This window comes from Mycobacterium sp. ENV421 (genome assembly GCF_002887815.1).
GTDB lineage: Bacteria > Actinomycetota > Actinomycetes > Mycobacteriales > Mycobacteriaceae > Mycobacterium.
In genome coordinates, this window is record NZ_PDHO01000002.1 from 170174 (window position 1) to 190069 (window position 19896).

At 66.9% G+C, this 19896-nt stretch carries 18 protein-coding genes and 1 pseudogene; 9 read left to right on the forward strand and 10 right to left on the reverse strand.

Annotated features, from left to right (window positions below):
- The first annotated feature begins 5 nt into the window (after positions 1 to 5).
- Both kasB and CRM90_RS03085 read left to right on the forward strand, forming a co-directional pair.
- Positions 6 to 1268, forward strand: a complete 1263-nt coding sequence (gene kasB / locus CRM90_RS03080; protein WP_286145611.1) for a 3-oxoacyl-ACP synthase KasB — start codon at positions 6 to 8, stop codon at positions 1266 to 1268.
- 54 nt (positions 1269 to 1322) lie between these two features.
- The gene (locus tag CRM90_RS03085; protein WP_102805536.1) at positions 1323 to 2744 is read left to right on the forward strand and encodes an acyl-CoA carboxylase subunit beta; all 1422 of its coding nucleotides are present in this window, start codon (positions 1323 to 1325) and stop codon (positions 2742 to 2744) included.
- Here CRM90_RS03085 and CRM90_RS03090 read toward each other — a convergent pair whose 3' ends face one another.
- A complete protein-coding gene (locus tag CRM90_RS03090) occupies positions 2745 to 3623 on the reverse strand; it encodes an AraC family transcriptional regulator (RefSeq protein ID WP_102805537.1) in 879 nt (292 codons plus the stop codon).
- A 118-nt stretch (positions 3624 to 3741) separates the two neighbouring features.
- Between CRM90_RS03090 and CRM90_RS03095 the strand changes: the two genes are divergently transcribed.
- Positions 3742 to 4824, forward strand: coding sequence for an aldo/keto reductase (locus CRM90_RS03095; RefSeq protein ID WP_102805762.1), 1083 nt, complete (start codon positions 3742 to 3744; stop codon positions 4822 to 4824).
- Positions 4825 to 4943: 119 nt separating this feature from the next.
- Here the strand turns inward: CRM90_RS03095 and CRM90_RS03100 are convergent.
- From CRM90_RS03100 to CRM90_RS03110, 3 genes and pseudogenes are all read right to left on the reverse strand, one after another.
- Positions 4944 to 6296: pseudogene (locus tag CRM90_RS03100) on the reverse strand (amino acid permease); the annotation flags it as partial.
- A gap of 78 nt (positions 6297 to 6374) precedes the next feature.
- Positions 6375 to 7913, reverse strand: a complete 1539-nt coding sequence (locus CRM90_RS03105) for a glycerol-3-phosphate dehydrogenase/oxidase (protein WP_102805539.1) — start codon at positions 7911 to 7913, stop codon at positions 6375 to 6377.
- A complete protein-coding gene (locus tag CRM90_RS03110) occupies positions 7910 to 8491 on the reverse strand; it encodes a TetR/AcrR family transcriptional regulator (RefSeq protein ID WP_102805540.1) in 582 nt (193 codons plus the stop codon). Before CRM90_RS03110 ends, CRM90_RS03105 begins: the two co-directional genes overlap by 4 nt.
- 50 nt (positions 8492 to 8541) lie before the next feature.
- On the opposite strand from CRM90_RS03110, the gene CRM90_RS03115 reads away from it, so the two are divergent.
- Together CRM90_RS03115 and CRM90_RS03120 are read left to right on the forward strand one after the other, a co-directional pair.
- On the forward strand, positions 8542 to 10119 hold the full coding sequence (locus tag CRM90_RS03115; protein ID WP_102805763.1) for an FAD-binding oxidoreductase: 1578 nt from the start codon (positions 8542 to 8544) through the stop codon (positions 10117 to 10119).
- Positions 10116 to 11018, forward strand: coding sequence for a diacylglycerol kinase (locus tag CRM90_RS03120; RefSeq protein WP_102805541.1), 903 nt, complete (start codon positions 10116 to 10118; stop codon positions 11016 to 11018). The genes CRM90_RS03115 and CRM90_RS03120 overlap by 4 nt, the downstream gene beginning before the upstream one ends.
- Here the strand turns inward: CRM90_RS03120 and CRM90_RS03125 are convergent.
- Positions 11015 to 11449, reverse strand: coding sequence for an SRPBCC family protein (locus CRM90_RS03125; protein WP_102805542.1), 435 nt, complete (start codon positions 11447 to 11449; stop codon positions 11015 to 11017). The genes CRM90_RS03120 and CRM90_RS03125 overlap by 4 nt on opposite strands.
- 83 nt (positions 11450 to 11532) lie before the next feature.
- On the opposite strand from CRM90_RS03125, the gene CRM90_RS03130 reads away from it, so the two are divergent.
- Entirely contained in the window at positions 11533 to 12972 is a 1440-nt protein-coding gene (locus CRM90_RS03130; protein ID WP_233209140.1) for an HNH endonuclease signature motif containing protein, read from the forward strand.
- A gap of 18 nt (positions 12973 to 12990) precedes the next feature.
- Here the strand turns inward: CRM90_RS03130 and CRM90_RS03135 are convergent, their stop codons facing one another.
- The 3 genes from CRM90_RS03135 to CRM90_RS03145 form a co-directional block, all read right to left on the reverse strand.
- A complete protein-coding gene (locus CRM90_RS03135) occupies positions 12991 to 13503 on the reverse strand; it encodes a DUF3145 domain-containing protein (RefSeq protein ID WP_036344566.1) in 513 nt (170 codons plus the stop codon).
- Positions 13504 to 13611: 108 nt separating this feature from the next.
- The gene (locus tag CRM90_RS03140) at positions 13612 to 14439 is read right to left on the reverse strand and encodes a serine hydrolase domain-containing protein (protein WP_102805544.1); all 828 of its coding nucleotides are present in this window, start codon (positions 14437 to 14439) and stop codon (positions 13612 to 13614) included.
- 10 nt (positions 14440 to 14449) lie between these two features.
- Positions 14450 to 15052: a TetR/AcrR family transcriptional regulator gene (locus CRM90_RS03145; protein WP_102805545.1), complete on the reverse strand. Its 603-nt coding sequence runs from the start codon at positions 15050 to 15052 to the stop codon at positions 14450 to 14452.
- A gap of 70 nt (positions 15053 to 15122) precedes the next feature.
- Here CRM90_RS03145 and CRM90_RS03150 point away from each other — a divergent pair, with 70 nt between their 5' ends.
- Positions 15123 to 15974, forward strand: coding sequence for an MBL fold metallo-hydrolase (locus tag CRM90_RS03150; RefSeq protein WP_102805546.1), 852 nt, complete (start codon positions 15123 to 15125; stop codon positions 15972 to 15974).
- Here CRM90_RS03150 and CRM90_RS03155 read toward each other — a convergent pair.
- A complete protein-coding gene (locus CRM90_RS03155) occupies positions 15961 to 16968 on the reverse strand; it encodes a tetratricopeptide repeat protein (RefSeq protein ID WP_142391316.1) in 1008 nt (335 codons plus the stop codon). The two genes, CRM90_RS03150 and CRM90_RS03155, sit on opposite strands and share 14 nt — an antisense overlap.
- Positions 16969 to 17037: 69 nt before the next feature.
- Here CRM90_RS03155 and CRM90_RS03160 point away from each other — a divergent pair, with 69 nt between their 5' ends.
- Together CRM90_RS03160 and CRM90_RS03165 are read left to right on the forward strand one after the other, a co-directional pair.
- Positions 17038 to 18123: an S-(hydroxymethyl)mycothiol dehydrogenase gene (locus CRM90_RS03160; protein ID WP_102805548.1), complete on the forward strand. Its 1086-nt coding sequence runs from the start codon at positions 17038 to 17040 to the stop codon at positions 18121 to 18123.
- The gene (locus CRM90_RS03165; protein ID WP_102805549.1) at positions 18120 to 18743 is read left to right on the forward strand and encodes an MBL fold metallo-hydrolase; all 624 of its coding nucleotides are present in this window, start codon (positions 18120 to 18122) and stop codon (positions 18741 to 18743) included. The genes CRM90_RS03160 and CRM90_RS03165 overlap by 4 nt, the downstream gene beginning before the upstream one ends.
- Here the strand turns inward: CRM90_RS03165 and CRM90_RS03170 are convergent.
- Positions 18740 to 19894, reverse strand: a complete 1155-nt coding sequence (locus tag CRM90_RS03170) for a zinc-binding dehydrogenase (RefSeq protein WP_102805550.1) — start codon at positions 19892 to 19894, stop codon at positions 18740 to 18742. The two genes, CRM90_RS03165 and CRM90_RS03170, sit on opposite strands and share 4 nt — an antisense overlap.
- Positions 19895 to 19896 lie beyond the last annotated feature (2 nt).

Sequence of the window (19896 nt, forward strand, 5' to 3'; positions counted from 1 at the left end):
AAGCAATGGCAGGGTTGACGCGTTTGTCAACGGGGAACGGTTTCCCCAACGTGGTCGTCACCGGTGTTGCGATGACGACCGCCCTGGCATCCGATGCCGACAGCACGTGGAAGCGGCTGTTGGACGGGCAGAGCGGGATCCGGCTTCTCAATGACGAATTCGTCGAGAAGTACGACCTGCCTGTCCGCATCGGGGGGCATCTGGTCGAGGAGTTCGACGGTGAGCTGACTCGCGTCGAACTTCGTCGGCTGTCCTATCTGCAGAAGATGTCCACGGTGCTCAGTCGGCGCGTGTGGCAGAACGCCGGTTCACCCGAGGTGGATCCGAAGCGGCTGATGGTGTCGATCGGCACCGGCATGGGATCCACCGAGGAATTGGTGTTCGCCTATGACGGGATGCGCGCCAAAGGCCTCAAAGCGGTGTCGCCGCTTGCGGTCCAGATGTACATGCCCAACGCGGCCGCCGCGGCCGTCGGCCTCGAACTCAAGGCCAAGGCCGGGGTCATCACCCCGGTCTCGGCCTGTGCGTCGGGGTCCGAGGGAATCGCCCAGGCATGGCGACAGATCGTTCTCGGCGAAGCCGACATCGCGGTGTGCGGTGGCGTCGAGACCAAGATCGAGGCCGTGCCGATCGCCGGCTTCGCTCAAATGCGAATTGTCTTGTCCACCACCAACGACGACCCGGCCGGCGCATGCCGCCCGTTCGACAAGGACCGCAACGGGTTCGTCTTCGGTGAGGGCGGTGCGCTCCTGGTCATCGAGACCGAGGAGCACGCCAAGGCCCGCGGGGCCAACATCCTCGCGCGCATCATGGGGGCAGGCATCACCTCGGACGGCTACCACATCGTGGCGCCCGACCCGAACGGTGAGCAGGCGGGACACGCGATCACCCGGGCAATCCAGCTCGCGGGTCTCGAGCCGTCCGACATCGATCACATCAACGCCCATGCGACAGGCACCCAGGTGGGTGACGTCGCGGAAGGCAAGGCGATCAACAATGCGCTCGGCAAGCACCGGCCGGCCGTCTACGCGCCCAAATCGGCGCTGGGCCACTCGGTGGGCGCCGTCGGCGCGGTGGAGTCGATCCTCACCGTGTTGGCGCTGCGGGACGGCGTCGTGCCGCCCACGCTCAACCTGCGGAACCTCGATCCGGAGATCGATCTGGACGTGGTGGCCGGTGAACCCCGGCCAGGCAACTACCAGTACGCGATCAACAACTCGTTCGGATTCGGTGGTCACAACGTCGCGATCGCCTTCGGGAAGTACTGAAATCCAGTGACTCTCGACAGCGTTGACCGACATCCGCGCACTATGGAGGTTTAGATGACGATCATGGCCCCTGAGACGGTCGGCGAATCCCTCGACCCTCGCGACCCGCTGCTGCGGCTGTCCACGTTCTTCGACGACGGCAGCGTGCAGCTGCTGCACGAGCGTGACCGCTCCGGTGTGCTGGCCGCGGCCGGGACCGTCAACGGTGTGCGCACGATCGCCTTCTGCACCGACGGCACCGTCATGGGTGGCGCCATGGGCGTGGAGGGCTGCCAGCACATCGTCACCGCCTACGACACCGCCATCGAAGAGCAGAGCCCGATCGTGGGCATCTGGCACTCCGGCGGTGCGCGACTGGCTGAGGGCGTCAAAGCGCTGCACGCGGTGGGCCTGGTCTTCGAAGCCATGATCCGCGCCTCGGGCTACATCCCCCAGATTTCGGTCGTGGTCGGCTTCGCCGCGGGCGGCGCGGCCTACGGCCCCGCCCTGACCGACATCGTCATCATGGCCCAGGAGGGCCGGGTGTTCGTCACCGGACCCGACGTGGTGCGCAGCGTGACCGGCGAGGATGTCGACATGGCCTCCCTCGGCGGCCCCGACACCCACCACAAGAAGTCCGGCGTGTGCCACATCGTCGCCGACTCCGAACTCGACGCCTACGAGCGCGGTCGCCGGTTGGTCGGATTGTTCTCCCAGCAGGGACATTTCGACCGCAGCAAGGCCGAAGCCGGTGACACCGACCTGCACGCGCTGCTGCCCGAATCGGCCCGCCGCGCCTACGACGTGCACCCGCTCGTCGAGGCACTGCTCGATGCGGACACCCCGTTCGAAGAATTCCAGGGCAAGTGGGCACCGTCGATCGTCGTCGGCCTGGGCCGGTTGTCGGGCCGCACCGTCGGCGTCATCGCCAACAACCCGCTGCGCCTCGGTGGCTGCCTGAACTCCGAAAGCGCCGAGAAGTCAGCGCGTTTCGTCCGGCTGTGCGATGCCTTCGGCATCCCGCTGGTCGTGGTGGTCGACGTGCCCGGCTACCTGCCCGGTGTGGACCAGGAGTGGGGTGGCGTGGTCCGCCGCGGCGCGAAGCTGCTGCACGCCTTCGGTGAGGCAACAGTTCCCCGGGTGACGCTGGTGACGCGAAAGATCTACGGCGGGGCCTACATTGCGATGAACTCGCGCTCGCTGGGCGCCACCAAGGTGTTCGCCTGGCCGGACGCCGAGGTCGCGGTCATGGGCGCCAAGGCCGCTGTCGGCATCCTGCACAAGAAGAAGCTGGCCGCCACGCCGGATCACGAACGCGAAGCGCTGCACGAGGAATTGGCGGCCGAGCATGAGCGGATCGCCGGCGGCGTGGACAGTGCGGTCGAGATCGGCGTGGTCGACGAGAAGATCGACCCGGCCCACACCCGCAGCAAGCTGACGCAGGCGCTCGCCGAGGCACCCGCCCGGCGCGGACGCCACAAGAACATCCCGCTGTAGCTAAGCGCTCTGCCGCAACCGCAGGGCGTCCTGTCCCGGCGGTGCGCCGAAGAGCCTGCGGTACTCGCGGGTGAATTGCGAGGGGCTGTCGTATCCGACGCGATGCCCGACGCCTGCGATGTCGCCGGGTGCGGTGACGAGCATGGAGCGCGCTTCCTGCAGCCGAATGCGTTTCTGAAACTGTAACGGGCTCATGGCCGTAACTGCACGGAAGTGTCGATGGAACGTCGAGGGGCTCATCCCCGCCAGCTGGGCGAGTTCCTCGATGCGCATCGGTTCGGCATAGTTCTGGCGAATCCATCCGATGGCCCGGCTGACATAGGTCAGATTGCTGTCGGCCATGCCGATCTGTCGCACGGTCTCGCCCTGGGGTCCGGTCAGCAATCGCCAGATGATTTCGCGCTCGATCAGCGGCGCGAGAATTCCTGCGTCAGATGGCTTCTCGATTAATCGGACCAGCCGGACCACCGCGTCCAGCAGTTCCTCGTCGGCATCGGCGGTCGACATCGCCGCGTTTCCCGAGTTGCGCACCCGCCGGACGAACGGCGCCTGCAGAACCAACTCGGCGACCACCGCGGGCCGCAGCACCAGCGCCATCCCGAGCGACGGCAGACCGTCGCCGGTGTCGATGAAGTGGCCGGTGACTGGGAGATCAGCCGTCACCACGAGGCATTGACCCGCGCGGTATTCGTAGACGTCGTCGCCGAGAAGCAGGCGCTTACCGCCCTGTGCCAGCACCACGACGAGCGGCTCTGTCAGCGAGTAGTCCGGCGTCTCCGAAGCGGCCTCCACCGATAGCAGGAGCCCGTCGATCGGCGTCCGCATGTCCGGCTGGGCGTGTGCCGCGATCAGCGCGCGAAGCTCAGACAGACGATCCATCGCTCGATCACATCAAGAGTGAGCGGATTATGCAAGGACTGCGTCGCATCGATATACCTCTGAGCTGCGACGGTCGGTTTGATGGGAGATGACAGATACGACCTTGAAGGAGCGATTCATGCCACTCGATCACTACGTCACTCTCGGCCGGTCCGGGCTGCGGGTCAGCCCGTTCGCGCTCGGTGCGATGACTTTCGGTGAAGACGCCGGCGGCGCGGGCTCCAGCGTCGAGGAGTCGAAGCGGATCCTGGAGACCTACCTGGACCGCGGCGGCAACTTCATCGACACCGCGAACTTCTACACCAACGGACACTCGGAAAAGATCCTCGGGGACTGGTTCGCCGCCCGTTCGGGCCGACGTGACCGGGTCGTGCTCGCGTCCAAGTTCTTCGCCAATCTCCACCCCGGCGACCCCAACGGCGGCGGCGCGGGTCGTTCCGCCATCCACGCGCAGCTGCGAGAAACGCTGCGGCGCATGCAAACCGACTATCTCGATCTGTACTGGCTGCACAACTGGGACCGCAACACACCCATCGAAGAGACCATGCGCACCCTCGACGACCTGGTTCGGGCAGGCACGATTCGCTACATCGGGTTCTCCAACACCCCGGCATGGGTGACTGCTCAGGCACAGACCATGGCGATGCTGCGTGACTGGACACCGCTGGTGGCGCTGCAAGTGGAGTACTCGCTGCTGGCGCGCACCGTGGAAGGCGAGCTGGCGCCGCTGGCACTCGACCAGGGCATGGCCTTGGTGCCGTGGAGCCCGCTGAAGAACGGATTCCTGTCCGGCAAATACCGTCGCGGCGCGGTCGTCGACGATTCGGTCCGCGCCGCGTACGTCGGCGGTCCCAGTGACGACGAGTTCGTGGTCATCGACGCGGTCACCGCCGTCGCCGACGAGATCGGCGCCACGTCGGCCGCGGTGGCATTGTCCTGGCTGCGAGCGCGACCCGGCACGGTGGTACCGATCCTCGGCGCGCGGCGGATGAGCCACCTCGAGGACAACCTGGCCGCCGTCGACGTGACATTGACCGCCGAACAGCTGCGCCGCCTCGACGAGGTGTCCACACCGACACTGAATTATCCCGCCGCTGTGAACGGGACGACGCGTTCGATGCTGCAGTTCGCCGGGACCACGGTGGACGGTGAGCCTTCGACGGTCTATCCCCCGCTGGTGCAGAGTGCCGTTCGGTACTGAGTCACGCGCGGGTCAGGAGTTCCTCTGCGCCAGGCGCGGTCGCGGGCGCCACAAGAACATCCCGCTGTAGCCCAGGCGCGAGCTCAGGTCCGCGCCACCTCGGCTTCGACTGCGGGCTGCTCTTCCTGAGGGCGATTGCGGTTGAACCGTCGGGTGACGAAGTACAGCACCAGGACGACGCCCCACGACAGCAGGCTCAGCACCAGCTGCGAGCGCAGCTTGTCGTCCAGGTACATCTGCACCAGGATGGCCAGCATCGCCACCACGGTGAGGATGGACAGCACCGGGAACAGCCACATCTTGAGTCGTAGTTTTGCGTCGCGGTGGCGGTAGCGCAGCACGATCTGCGAGATCGCGATCAGCAGATAGACGAACAGGATGATCGCGCCACTGGAGTTGAGCAGGAACGCGAAGATCGTCTTCTCGGCGAACGCAGCGGCGATGACGCAGGCGAAGCCGACGACCGACGAGAAGAGGATCGCGTTGGCCGGCACACCGCGTGGTGTCAGCTTCACCAGAAGCTTGGGAGCTTCGCGGCGGGCGGCCAGCACGAACAGCATCCGCGATGCGGTGTACATCCCGGAGTTGAGGCAACTCAGCACCGCAGTCAGCACCACCGCGTTCATGATGTGGTCGGCGTAGGGAATGCCCATCTTGGTGAACGCCGCCACGAACGGGGAGGCGGCCAGGTTCTTGTCGTTCCACGGCACGATCGCCACGACCAGGAACACCGCCAGCACGTAGAACACCAGGATCCGCATGACCACCGAATTGGACGCTCGGGCAACGGCTTTCTCGGGATCCGACGACTCGGCGGCGGCGATGGTGGCGATCTCGGGCCCGACCATGGAGAAGATCACCGTCACGATCCCCACGGTGATGACCCCGGCCCCCATCGGCATGAAACCGCCGTGGCTGGTGAGGTTCGAGAAGTCCACCGACTTGTTGGGCCACAAGCCAAAGACGAAGCACGCCCCGATGGCGATGAAGGCGAGGATCGCTGCCACCTTGATACCGGCGAACCAGAACTCGAACTCGCCGTAGGACTTCACCGAGAACAGGTTCGTCGCCGTCATCAGCACCATGAAGATCAACGCACACAACCACAGTGGGACGTCCACCCAGTACTGGATGATCTTGGCGCCGGCAATCGCCTCGAACCCGACGACGATCACCCAGAAGTACCAGTAGAGCCAGCCCACCGAGAATCCCGCCCAATGCCCCAGAGCGTCACGGGAGTAGTCGGCGAACGAGCCCGTCGACGGGTTGGCCACCGCCATTTCGGCCAGCATCCGCATGACCATGACGATCAGCACCCCGGACAGTGCATAGGTGATGAACGCGCCCGGTCCGGTATCTCCGATCACTACGCCGGATCCCACGAACAGGCCAGCGCCGATCACGCCGCCGATCGCGATCATCCGTAACTGCCGCTGGTTGAGGGCCTTTTTCAAGGCTGGTGTCGCTGCCATGGCGCATCCTCCGGCTTCGTTTGATGGACGTTGAATGCCCACTTACGAGTCCGTTTATGCGTCGGTTATCCGCGGCCCTCAGTGGGCGCTGGCCAGGAACTCCTGCGCGGCGGCGAGCGCGCGGTTCCGGTCGGCCTCCACCAGGCCGATCCGGGTGCGCCGGTCGAGGATGTCGTCGGCACTCAGCGCGCCCTCGTGAGCAACCGCGAACTCGAATTCCGCACGGGTGACGTCGATTCCGTCGGCTACCTGGTCTGTGGGCCTGCTGCACCGCGCCGACGCGATGACATTGGGCGATTCCGCGCCGTAGCGGGCCACCAGCGAGCCCGGCAGATCGCTGGTTGTCCGCAGCGTCGCAACCGGATTGGCGGCAGCTCCCACCAAAGGCAGGTTCCGGGTCCGGCACGGCTGCGCGGTCATCTCACGTGCCGCCAGGGCGCGGTCGAGGACATCCTCGGCCATGTGCCGGTATTCGGTGAGCTTGCCACCGACGACACTGAACACGCCGTTCGATGACTCGATGACAGCGTGGTCACGGGATAGATCCGATGTCCGGCCCTCTCCCGTGTCAATCAGCGGACGCAATCCCGCGTAGGAGCCCTTGACGTCTGCGGTCGTCAACGCTGTCCCGAGCGCGGTGTTGACCGTGTCGAGCAGGAAGCGGATCTCACCCGGAGTCGGTTCGGGCACATCGGGAATCGGGCCCGGCGCATCCTCGTCGGTCAGTCCGAGATAGACGCGACCGAGCTGTTCGGGCATCGCGAACACGAATCGGTTGACCTCGCCGGGAATCGGAATCGTCAGCGCCGCAGTCGGATTACCGAAGGAGGCGGCGTCGAACACCAGATGCGTTCCCCGGCTCGGCCGCAGCTTGATTGCCGCGTCCACTTCGCCGGCCCATACTCCCGTGGCGTTGATCACCGCGCGCGCCTTCACATCCAGCGATTCGCCGGTGAGTTCATCCACCAACCGGACCGAGGTGCCGCTGGCGGCGGCCGCCGACACGCGGGTCAAGATCCGTGCACCGTTCTGGGCGGCGGTGCGCGCCACGGCGACCACCAACCGGGCATCGTCGATCAGCTGACCGTCATAGGCCAACAGTCCGCCGTCGAGACCTTCCCGCCGAATCGTCGGGACCATCTCCAACGCCTGCGTCACACCAACGCGCCGTGATCGAGGCAGAGTCGACGACTTGGTGCCCGCCAAGATCCGCAACGCATCGCCGGCCACGAAACCTGTTCGAATCAAGGCCCGTTGACCGCGTCCCATCGACGGCAGCAACGGAACGAGCTGCGGCATGGCGCTCACCAGGTGCGGGGCGTTACGGGTCATCAGGATGCCGCGCTCGATGGCGCTGCGCCGCGCGATGCCGACGTTGCCGGTGGCCAGGTACCGCAGCCCGCCGTGCACGAGCTTGGAGCTCCACCGGCTGGTGCCGAATGCCAAGTCGTGCTTTTCGACCAGCACCACGGACAGGCCGCGGCTGGCGGCGTCGAGCGCGATGCCGGTCCCGGTGATGCCGCCGCCGATCACGACGATGTCGACGTGGGCGCCGTCGCCGAGTTCGGCCAGGTCGGCAATTCGGCGGCCGGCGTTGAGGGCGGTGAGGTCACTCATGGGGCGAGGTATCCGTTCAGGGCGTGCGACAGCTCGGCACCCAGGGCGTCGGCGTCGAGGATGGGTTCGACGATCTGGGCGGACTGGATCGCGGACTGGCCGATAAGCAGGACCATCGCCGACAACTGGCGGACATCGCCGGCTCGCACACTGCCGTCGGCCTGGGCTTCCCGCAGTGCGTCGACGAGCAGGTCGATGAGGATCTGCTGGCTGGTGCCCAGCCGTCCGGCGATGTACGTCATCGCCAAGTCCGGGGCTGATCGCAGCACCGAGGTGATCAGTTCGTCGTCCCGTAGGCGACGGGCCACCTCGACAATCCGCTCGACGAGGCCGCTGCGGCCGGGCGCCCTCGGCGCGACGGCGCGCCAAGTACCGGTGATCCGCTCGGTGAGCAGGGACGCCACGATGGTGCGGGTGTCTGGCCAGCGGCGATACACCGTCGGTCGGCTGACACCGGCACGTCGCGCGATTTCGGCGAGCGTAACCCGCTCGACCCCGAAGTCACGGACACAGCTGGCGGCGGCGGCCATGATCCGGTCGCCGATGTCCACCGATTCATCGTTACTGATTGACAGCATCTGTAATACTGTAACGCATGAGCGATGACGCCCGCACCCTTGTTCCCCCGATGGCCTGGAATGCCTGGGGCGACCCCGCAGCGGCCAAGCCCCTCTCCGACGGCATCAAGGCGCTGCTCGAGCAGGCGCTCGGCGTGACCGCGAGTGAGATCCCCGCGCCGTCGATCGATGAGGTGGAGGTGCGCCCGTCGACGTTGCCGGAGGCGCACCGAGATGCGCTCGCAGAGTTTGTCGGGGCCGACTACCTGCGTACCGACGACCACGGCCGGCTGTTGTACGCGGGCGGAAAGTCCACGCTGGACCTGTTGCGCCGCAAGCAAACCCACCAGGATGCACCCGACGCCGTACTACTTCCCGGCACCGAGGACGAGATCGCCACCGTCCTGCGCTATTGCTCTGCGCACGGCATCGCCGTGGTGCCGTTCGGCGGCGGCACCAGCGTGGTCGGCGGACTGGACCCGATCCGCGGCGACTTCACCGCCGTCATCACACTGGACCTGCGCCGACTGAACGCGTTGCACTCGCTGGACCAGACCTCGATGCAGGCCGAACTGGGCGCCGGGGTGACCGGACCGGACGCCGAGCGACTGCTCGGCGAACACGGTTTCTCGCTCGGGCACTTTCCGCAGAGCTTCCGGTTCGCCACGATAGGCGGTTACGCCGCGACCCGGTCCTCGGGGCAGGACTCCGCTGGTTACGGCCGGTTCAACGACATGATCCGGGGGCTTACGGTGGTGACCCCGGTGGGCGTTCTCGACCTCGGCCGGGCGCCGGAAACCGCGGCCGGACCCGATCTTCGGGAGTTGTTCTCCGGTTCCGAGGGTGTCTTCGGTGTGATCACTCGGGTGCGCCTGCGAGTCCATCCGACACCGGAAACGGTGCGCTACGAGGCGTGGTCGTTCCCTGACTTCGCCACCGGCGCAGCCGCACTGCGCGCGGTCACCCAGATCGGCACCGGGCCCACCGTCGTGCGGTTGTCCGATGAAGCCGAGACCGGCGTGAACCTGGCCACCACCGGGAGCATCGGCGAGCAGAGCATCACCGGCGGCTGCCTGGGCATCACGTTGTTCGAAGGGAGCGCCGCACACACCGAGAGCCGACATGCCGAGACCCGCGCGGTCCTGGAGGCCCAGGGCGGCACCTCCCTGGGCGAGGCTCCTGCGCGCGCGTGGGAGCATGGCCGTTTCGACGCACCGTATCTGCGGGACTCACTTCTGGCGGCGGGAGCCTTGTGCGAGACACTGGAGACGGCGACCACATGGTCCAACCTGTCGGCGCTGAAGGCGGCGGTCACCGAGGCGCTGACAACTTCCCTCGCCGAAAGCGGGACACCGGCATTGGTGATGTGCCACATTTCGCATGTGTATCCCACCGGCGCGTCGCTCTACTTCACCGTGGTCGCGGGCCAGCGCGGCGACGTCGCCCAGCAATGGCTTGCGGCCAAAGTCGCTGCCTCTGATGCGATTTCGCGGACCGGCGGCACCATCACCCATCACCATGCCGTCGGCGCGGACCATCGGCCGTGGATGGGCGCGGAGATCGGTGAGCTGGGCGCGAAGGTGCTGCGGGCGGTCAAGCAGGCCGTCGACCCGGCGGGAATCCTGAATCCGGGCAAGCTGATTCCATGATCTCTCGCGTCACGGTCCTGACGAATCCCAAGTCCGGTCACGGCAATGCGCCCCACGCCGGGGAATTGGCGGTCGCCCGCTTCCAGGAACTCGGGATCGACGTGACCGGAATCGTCGGGCGTGACGCCGCCCACGCACGTCGGCTGGTCGACGAGGCCCTGACCCGTGACACCGACGCGCTGGTGGTGATCGGCGGCGACGGTGTCATCCGCCTGGCGATCCAGGCGTTGGCGCGCACCGATATTCCGCTCGGCATCGTGCCGGCCGGCACCGGCAACGACCATGCCCGCGAGTACCGGTTGCCGATGGCAGACCCGGTGGCTGCGGTCGACGTGATCGCCGCCGGGCACACCGAGACCGTCGATCTCGGGCACATCAAGGGTGCCGACGAGTCCAGTACGTGGTTCGGCACGGTCGCCGCGACGGGCTTCGACTCGTTGGTCAGCGATCGAGTGAACCGGATGAGCTGGCCGCACGGCCGGATGCGGTACAACGTCGCGCTGGTGGCAGAGATTTCCCAGTTGCGGCCGTTGCCTTTTCGGCTGGTGCTCGACGGCGAGCGCGAGATCGTCGCCGATCTGACGTTGGCCGCGTTCGGCAACACCCGGAGCTACGGCGGCGGCATGCTCATCTGCCCAGGTGCTGATCACTCGGATGGACTTCTGGACATCACGATCGTGCGCGCATCCTCACGCACCAAGCTGATTCGGTTGTTTCCCACGGTGTTCAAAGGCACGCACGTGAACCTCGACGAGGTGAGCACCTACCGGGCCCGCACAATCACGGTCGACTCCCCCGGCATCAACGCCTACGCCGACGGCGACTACGTGTGCCCGCTACCAGCCGAGATTTCGGCGGTGCCCGCTGCTCTCAAACTCATTGTCCCCGAACCCGTCTAGCGTTCCAGCACCTTCGCACACGCGTCGAGGACAGCAGAGAAGTTCCATGGCAGCAGCTTCGCGGTGAGCGCCTCCATCGCCTTGCCGCCGCCACGAACGGGGTGGGTGTAGGTGCTCACCCAATCGACATGAGTGCCCGCACCCTCGGGCGTGAACGTCAGCGTGCCGCCCTCATGGTCGAACGCGGGAACCGATCCGACGATCAGATACGTGTAGCTGTGCGGCGGATCGTAGGCCACGATCTCCTCGCGAAACCACAAGCCGATCGCGAAGCCCGTCCGAATTGCACCCAGACCCGGAGGCGGTGAATCCCGCGCCCACTCGGCCGTGACGATCAGCGGAGCGGTCTTCAAGTTGACCGGGTCGGCCAACCAGGCGAAGACCTTGTCGGGCGGTGCGGCGATCGTCTTCTCGACGTGCAGATGAACCATGCGACTCAGGTTAGGCGTCTGAGTGCGCAGCGAATGACGTGTCATACCCCGGTGGCATACTCGAACACGTGTTCGATAGTGGGTTGAGAACGGCGAGCGATGCGGCGGTGGTGGAGGCCATCGGCGATTTCGCGCGGATCGAGGCACAGAACGCCGCGCGGCGGCTCGCCGCGGTCGCCGAATTGGTCGCGCGCCGGTGCGCCGATGACGAGCACGCGCAGTGGGCCTGCGATGACTGGGATTCCGCCACGGCCGAAGTATCGGCGGCACTGGGTGTCACCGCGGGTCGGGCGTCGAGTGAGATGCTGATGGCGATGTCGCTGCGGCATCGGCTGCCGCGGGTCGCCGAGCTGTTCCTGGCCGGCACGGTGAGCTACCGGGTATGTGAGGCGATCACCGACCGCACCTACCTGATCCAGGACCGAGCGGCCTTGGCGTTGGTGGACAAGACCATTGCCCACGACGCGGTGGGCTGGGGTACGTTGTCGACGCTGAAGCTGCAGCGCGCGATCGACGCCTGGGTAGATCGCTACGATCCGGGAGCGGTGCGTCAGACGCGGGCCCGCAGCCGCGATCGCGAGATCGGCATCGGCCTCCGCGACGCTCGTGATGGCGTGGCCGAGATTTGGGGTCGACTTGGCCTCACCGACGCCGCGGTAGTAGATCGCCGGCTCACCCAGATGGCGCATGAGGTGTGCGAGGACGATCCGCGCACCATCGCCCAGCGCCGCGCTGACGCCATGGGCGCACTGGGCGCCGGAGCCCACCGGCTGGCGTGCCTATGTGGCAACCCGGACTGCCCCGCCGCCGGCGAGGACAGCCGCGCAGCCAGCGTGGTCGTGCACGTGCTCGCCGACGCCGATGTGATTGCCGCCGAAACGGATCCCGCCATGCACGGCGAGAAACCCGATGTGACATCCGAACCTTCACGGGCCGGCGGCGCAGTGCTGACCGGCAACCGGGGCATCGTGCCCGCCTCGCTGCTGGCCGAACTCATCCGCGCCGGCGCCACGGTCCGACACCTGCGTCGGCCCACGGATGCTCCGGAACCGCACTACCGGCCCTCCAACGCTCTGGACGAGTGGATTCGCCTGCGCGACATGACATGCCGGTTCCCGAATTGCGACATGCCCGCCGAGTATTGCGACATCGACCACACCATCGCGTGGCCCTTCGGGCCCACCCACCCATCCAACCTGGCCTGTGCGTGCCGAAAACACCACCTGCTCAAAACCTTCTGGGCCGGCTGGTCAAGCCGTCAACACCCCGACGCCACCATCACCTGGACCTCACCCACCGGACACGCCTACACCACCCGACCCGGCAGCCACCTGCTGATGCCGACCTGGAACACCACCACCGCCACGCTGCCACCGCCGAAAGGCGAACCCCCGCCCACCGTCGGCATCATGATGCCCACCCGACGACAAGCCCGGGCCGCGCAGCGCGCCCACCGCATCACGGCAGAACGCAAACTCAACGACGCCCACGTCACCGAACGCAACCGGCCCCCACCCTTTTAGCCGGGCAAGCGTCACGTACTAGCCGACACCCCTGCTCAGCCAGCTGACCTCGCCGCCGTCACCGCCATCGCGATACGGCTCGAGTGCTTCATCCCAGGCCGTGCCGAGCACCGAGTCCAACTCGGACGCCAGCGTGTCGGCGCCCGATGCCATCAGGGTCCGCAAGCGCATCTCGCCGACCATGATGTCGCCGTTGGCGCTCATCGTGCCGGCCCACAGACCGAGTTGCGGCGTATGGCAGAACCGCTCGCCGTCCACGCCGGCACTGGGATCCTCGGTGACCTCGAACCGCAGGACCGACCACGAGCGCAGCGCGTTCGCCAGCCGGGCACCGGTGCCGACGGGACCAACCCAGTTGGTCACCGCCCGCAGCTGCCCAGGCATCGCCGGCTGTGGGGTCCACTTCAAATTCGCCCTGGCATTCAGGGTCGACGACAGCGCCCACTCGACATGTGGGCACACCGCTGCGGGAGAGGCGTGGATGTACACCACGCCAGTCGTCGCATCGGCGAACTGGTTCGACGCACGCATCACCTTGCTCCTTCGGCTCTACGAGGGACGTCTTCCCCAACGACCTGGTGTGACCGAGTTGCAATAGTGTCGTGCGTGTCTATTGTGCCTTGTGGGGCCTGTGTTGCGCTAGTGCGCTCCGTACACTCTCAGAACTTCATCAGAGATCGCCCGCCAGACCGGTTTGGCCCACTCGTCGAAATCCCGATCCGTGAGCACTACCAGCGACAATGCCAGTTCCGGTTCCACCCAGATGAAGGTGCCGGTCTGGCCGAAATGGCCGAACGTCCGCGGCGAGTTCGCGAAGCCGGTCCAGTGCGGTGACTTTTTGTCCCGAATCTCGAAACCCAGCCCCCAGTCGTTGGGCCGCTGCACCCCGAACCCGGGCAACACCCCGGTCAGGCCCGGGAACTGCACGCTGATCGCCTGCTCGTGCAGTTGCGCCGACACTGTCTTCGGAGCCAGTAGATCCGCCGCGAACGCCTCCAGGTCAGCCACCGTCGACACCGCGCCGTAGCCGGCCGCCTCCGCGCCGCCCTCCAGTCGCGACGCCGTCATGCCGAGCGGCTCGAAGACAGCCTCGGCCAGATACCGGCCGAACTCGATCTCCGAGTTCTGTTCGATCGTCTCGGCCAGCACCTGGAAGCCGTAGTTCGAGTAGACCCGGCGCTTGCCGGGTTCGGCCATCACCTCCGCCGAATGCATCGCCAGCCCCGAGGCGTGCGACAGCAGGTGCCGCACCGTGCTGCCGGGTGGGCCCGCCGGGGTGTCCAGCTCAACCACGCCCTCTTCGATCGCTACTTGCGCTGCGCGCGCCGAGAGCGGCTTGGTCACCGATGCGAGCCGGAATTGGTGCGTGACGTCGCCGTACTCGGCCAGCACCCCGGTCGCGCCAACCACGGCGGCGGCGGCGGCCGAAACCGGCCAGTCAGCAATCGAGTCGAGTGGCGCAGGCACAGCGGTGAGCCTAATGGTCGACAGCTAGTTGACCGGCCGCACGGCCGGCGTCGGCAGCCAAGGCCTCGCCATCGAGCCCAGGGCGCAGCGCCTGCCCCCAACGGGCGACATCGACGGCTCCATGCGCCAAGGACCAGGCCACGATTGCACGACGCCCAGCCTCCTCGACAGACAACGGGGGGTTCGCCGCCTGTATCGCTTCGACAAGACGGCCAAATGCGGACATCGCTGCATCCCGGAGAGCCTCGCCCTCGCCACCTGCGACTTCTGTGGGGAGCGTCCGAAACATCAGGCGGTAGTGCGTCCGATGACTCAGCGCGAACAGCACGTATTGCTCGACCATTTCCTGGAGCCGGTCCTGAGCCGACCCCGGCCCGCTCAGCACCGCACGTTGAACGTCCGACAGTGCGTCGAACCCATCCCTGGCCACAGCGGCCAGAAGCGCGTCCTTGTCGGCGAAGTGGTGGTAGGGCGCGGCCGCGGAGACACCCGCCCGCCTGGCTACTGCCCGGAGGGTGACGCCCGCGGTATCCGATTCCGCTACGAGCTCGAGGGCTGCACCGATGAGGGCACGGCGCAGATCGCCGTGGTGCTGCCCAACAGATCGCGACACCGCTTGAGATTGACAGTGTTAAACATATAGGTCAAGATAAACATCGTTCAACACAGGAAAAGAGAGGCTCATGCGCTACCACGCCAAAGCGGATTTCACCGTCGCAGGTCGCAGCGTGACAGTTCATGCCCTGCACTGCGGAACGGTGACGATCAAGCGCTGCCACGCCACCTGCTGCCTGCCGGAGCGGACACCCAGTCTGCTGCGGTTTCTCGCCATACTGGCCGACCGCCGCTTTGCCGAACCGATGCCGATTTGGTGCTATGCCGTCGAACACCCCGACGGCGTGTTCGTCGTCGATGCCGGCGCGTCTCCGTCGTATAACGACGCCCAGACCTGGCATCGGGATCCGCGCACAGCGGCGTTGATCAGGTCGTTCATCAAGCTCGATGTCTGCACCGGGCAGACCCTGCCCGACCGGCTGGTGGACGCCGGGCTCGCGCCGAGCGCCGTCCGCGGCGTCGTCCTGACGCACCAACACATCGACCACACCGGCACCATCCCCGACTTCCAGACCGACATCTGGACCACCCACGCCGAGGACACTGCCGCCAACCGGATCGGCGCGCTGCACTGGCGCTGGAGGGACAGCTCGACGCGAGTCCGATACGTCGACGTCGAGGGATCACCAGGAGACCTCGGACTCACCGTGGCTCTCACAGGCGACGGCGCCCTGACGGCCGTCCATACCCCAGGGCATACTCCGGGCTCGGTGACCGTCCGACTGCGCACCGATCAGACAGACATCTGGTTCACCGGCGACACAGCTTTCACCGCGGCTGGTATGGATCCAGCCGCGCCGACCGCGGGAATCCACTCCGACATGCGCCAGGTACGGAACCTGCAGGCCCGCCTACGCGACGCAGGCCTGCTCCTTCCGTCTCACGATTCGGGGGTCCCCGATCGCCTCACAGCGGCGTGAGCCCGGTCTCGTGCAGGCCGGCAGCGGCCTCGTCTGCTGCCGCCAGGCCGTCCGCCCCCAACCCGCGGTGCGCCGCGGCCATCCAGCGATAGGCCTCGGCGGCCTGGTGCTGCGAACCGCGCAGCCGGTACTCGCGCAGCGCCGCCCGCAACACGGTCAGTGCCTCGCGATACCGGCCGCGGCGCACCAGCACCGCCCCGCGTAACACCGTGTCGTCGCCGTCGGCCATCTCCAGCTCACGCAGGTAACCCTCAGCCTCATCCACTTCGCCTGCAGCCAAGGCAATCTCGATCCCTCCGCGCAGCAGCCGCGGCAGCTCCCGCGTGGCAGCCGTCGCGATCGCCGCCCGCACCTGGGCTCTCGCGGTGTCCACATCCCCCAGCGCGCAGCGCAATAACGCTTCTCCCGGCTGAGGCACCACGCCGGATTCGAGCGCTCGGGCGTACGCCGCGAACGCCCCATCCACGTCACCGCGGCGGCGCCGAATATCACCGAGCCGGTGGTACGCCTGCCCCATGACCGACGTCCCGGGCTCCAGTGCCATCTCCCGCAGGACCGCCGACCGTTCCGCGGCAAGATCGGCATCGTCACCGAGCGCCGTCAGCACGGCTTCCAGATGGGCCAGCCGGGCAGACACGGCACCCTGCGACGCATCGGCGAGCAGTCCGCGTGCCCGGCGAATCCATGTTTCACCGACGGCCACCTCACCGTTCGACAACCACGCCATGCCGAGCTCGACCGCCTTGCCCGCCGCCGCATTAGGGTCGGTCCGCACCAGCCGTAGGAAGACGAGTTCGCCCATCCGCATCGCCTCGCGGCCGTGCCCCAACCGCCCCGCCGAGGTGGCCATCGCATCGAGATCGTCCAGGGTCAGCGGGCCGACCGCACCGGCCCGGGAAAAGCTCGCATAACTGGTCTCGAAATCGCCGCCGCGGTACGCGGCGCGGGCGGTGACCAGCAGGTCGGACCGGGTTTGACGGATCGCGGTGAACAAGTCTTCACCGTAGCTCCCCAACGGGACACACACGGCGCATTCGGCATCCGCCGCGCTAGTGTTTGGCCCATGAGTCAGACAGTGCGCGGGGTGATCTCCCGGTCGAAGAAGCAGCCCGTCGAGTTGGTGGACATCGTGATCCCCGACCCGGGCCCCGGCGAGGTGGTCGTCGATGTCATCGCCTGCGGCGTCTGCCACACCGATCTGACCTACCGCGAAGGCGGGATCAACGACGAGTACCCGTTCCTGCTCGGCCATGAGGCCGCCGGCACCGTGGAGTCGGTCGGCGCCGGAGTCACCAACGTCGAACCCGGCGACTTCGTGATCCTGAACTGGCGCGCGGTGTGCGGGCAGTGCCGCGCCTGCAAGCGCGGCCGCCCCTGGTACTGCTTCAACACCCACAACGCCGCCCAGAAGATGACGCTGACCGACGGCACCGAACTGACCCCCGCGCTCGGTATCGGCGCCTTCGCCGACAAAACGCTGGTCCACGAAGGACAGTGCACCAAAGTCGATCCCGAGGCCGACCCCGCCGTGGGGGGCCTGCTCGGCTGCGGCGTGATGGCCGGACTCGGCGCGGCGGTCAACACCGGCAACGTCGGCCGCGACGACACCGTCGCGGTCATCGGGTGCGGCGGTGTCGGTGATGCCGCGATCGCAGGCGCCGCTCTGGTCGGCGCGAAGAAGATCATCGCCGTCGACACCGACAACAAGAAGCTGGAGTGGGCGCGCGAGTTCGGCGCCACCCACACCATCAACGCCAAGGATCTCGACCCGGTCGAGACCATCCAGGACCTGACAGACGGCTTCGGCGCCGACGTGGTCATCGACGCCGTCGGGCGCCCGGAAACCTGGAAGCAGGCCTTCTACGCCCGCGATCTCGCGGGAACCGTTGTGTTGGTGGGTGTTCCGACCCCGGATATGCGCCTCGACATGCCCCTGGTGGACTTCTTCTCCCGAGGCGGATCGCTCAAGTCGTCCTGGTACGGCGACTGCCTGCCCGAACGGGACTTCCCCACCCTGATCAGCCTCTACCGCGAGGGCCGCCTGCCGCTGGACAAATTCGTGTCCGAACGCATCGGCCTCGATGCCATCGAAGACGCCTTCCACAAAATGCATGCCGGCGAAGTCCTGCGTTCGGTGGTGATCCTGTGAGCGGCATCGAGCGGGTGGTCACCCACGGCACCTTCGAACTCGACGGCGGCAGTTGGGAAGTCGACAACAACATCTGGATCGTCGGTGACTCCTCCGAGGTCATCGTCATCGACGCCGCCCACAACGCCAAGGCCATCGAAGACGCCGTCGGCAACCGCCACGTGGTCGCGGTGGTGTGCACCCACGGCCACAATGACCACATCACCGTCGCGCCGCAGTTGTCGACCGACCTCGACGCGCCGATTCTGCTGAATCCGGCCGACGACATGCTGTGGCGGATGACGCACGGCGACAAGCAGTTCGACACCCTGGAGGACGGTCAGGTACTCAAGGCCGACGGCATCGAGCTGCACGCGATCGCGACCCCGGGACACTCCCCCGGCTCCACCTGCCTCTACGCCCCGGCCCTGGGCGCGGTGTTCTCCGGCGACACCCTCTTCCAAGGCGGACCCGGCGCGACCGGTCGCTCGTTCTCCGACTTCCCGACCATCCTGGGGTCGATCAAGGACAAGCTCGGCAAGCTGCCCGCCGACACCGTCGTCTACACCGGCCACGGCGACACCACGCGGATCGGCGACGAGCTGGTGAACTACGACGACTGGGTCAAGAACGGCTCCTAAGGAGCCGTCACCGTGCTGCGGGGATCGACGAGGATCTTCGCATGCACCTCAGGGTCGCCCAGCGCGTCGAAGGCCGCCGCAACTCCGTCGAGCCCGACCTTGCCGGTGACCAGAGCGGACGCGTCGAGCTTGCCGTCGGCCAGCATGTGCAGGGTGTCGCGGAATTCCAGTGGCGTGTAGGCGAATACGAACCTGAGGTCGATCTCTTTGGCGTTGGCCATCGACGGCCGCAACTGATCCGTGCCCATGCACACCCCGGCCACCACCACCCGCGAGTTCAACGGGGCCGCGCCGATGATCCCGTCGAGCACACCGGGCACACCAACACATTCAAAGACCACCGGACGCTTGGGCCCCGCCGCGCCCACTGCGTCGGCAACGCGGTAGACGTGCTGCCAGCCGGGTAGCTTCCGCAGCTTCTCCATGGCGCCCATGCCCATCTCATACAGGGCCGTGGCATCGGTCAGGCCCGCCGATCCGGCCTTCTCGTACGGCGACTCCACCCTCGGGTCGACCACGATATGCGCACCACAGCGGGCAGCCAACTCCCGCCGCCCCGCCGAGAAATCGCTGGCGACGATCGTGCTCACCCCCAACGTTTTGAGCTGGCAGATGATACCCAAACCGACTGGCCCGCAACCGATCACAACGGCACTGTCGCGCTTCTTGATCTCGCTTCGGCGAACCGCGTGCAGCGCGACCGCCATCGGCTCGGTGAGCGACGCGATATCCAGGGACAGCCCGTTGGGCACTGCGAAGGTCATCGCCGCCTGCACCAGAACCTGCTCGGCATACCCGCCGGGCGCCAGCGGGGACAGCCCGGTCAAGTGCACGCCGCCGTGGGAACGGACCAGCGGGAAGGACACCACCCGCGTTCCGACCTTGAACGCCTTCGGCGTCTTGCGGCCACGTTCGGCGACCTCCCCGGCGAACTCGTGGCCCATCACCACCGGAGTGTCGCTGCGCATGAAGTGGTGGTAGCCCATCTCCTGCGTATTGCGACTCACCTCGTCGGCATGGTCCTTGGCATGCAGATCCGACCCGCAGATGCCACAGCTGGCGACGTTGAGCACCAGTTGGCCGTCGGCCGGTTCGGGTGCGGGTAGGTCGACCACCGACAGGTTTCCGTGCACACAGCTGACAGCCTTCACGG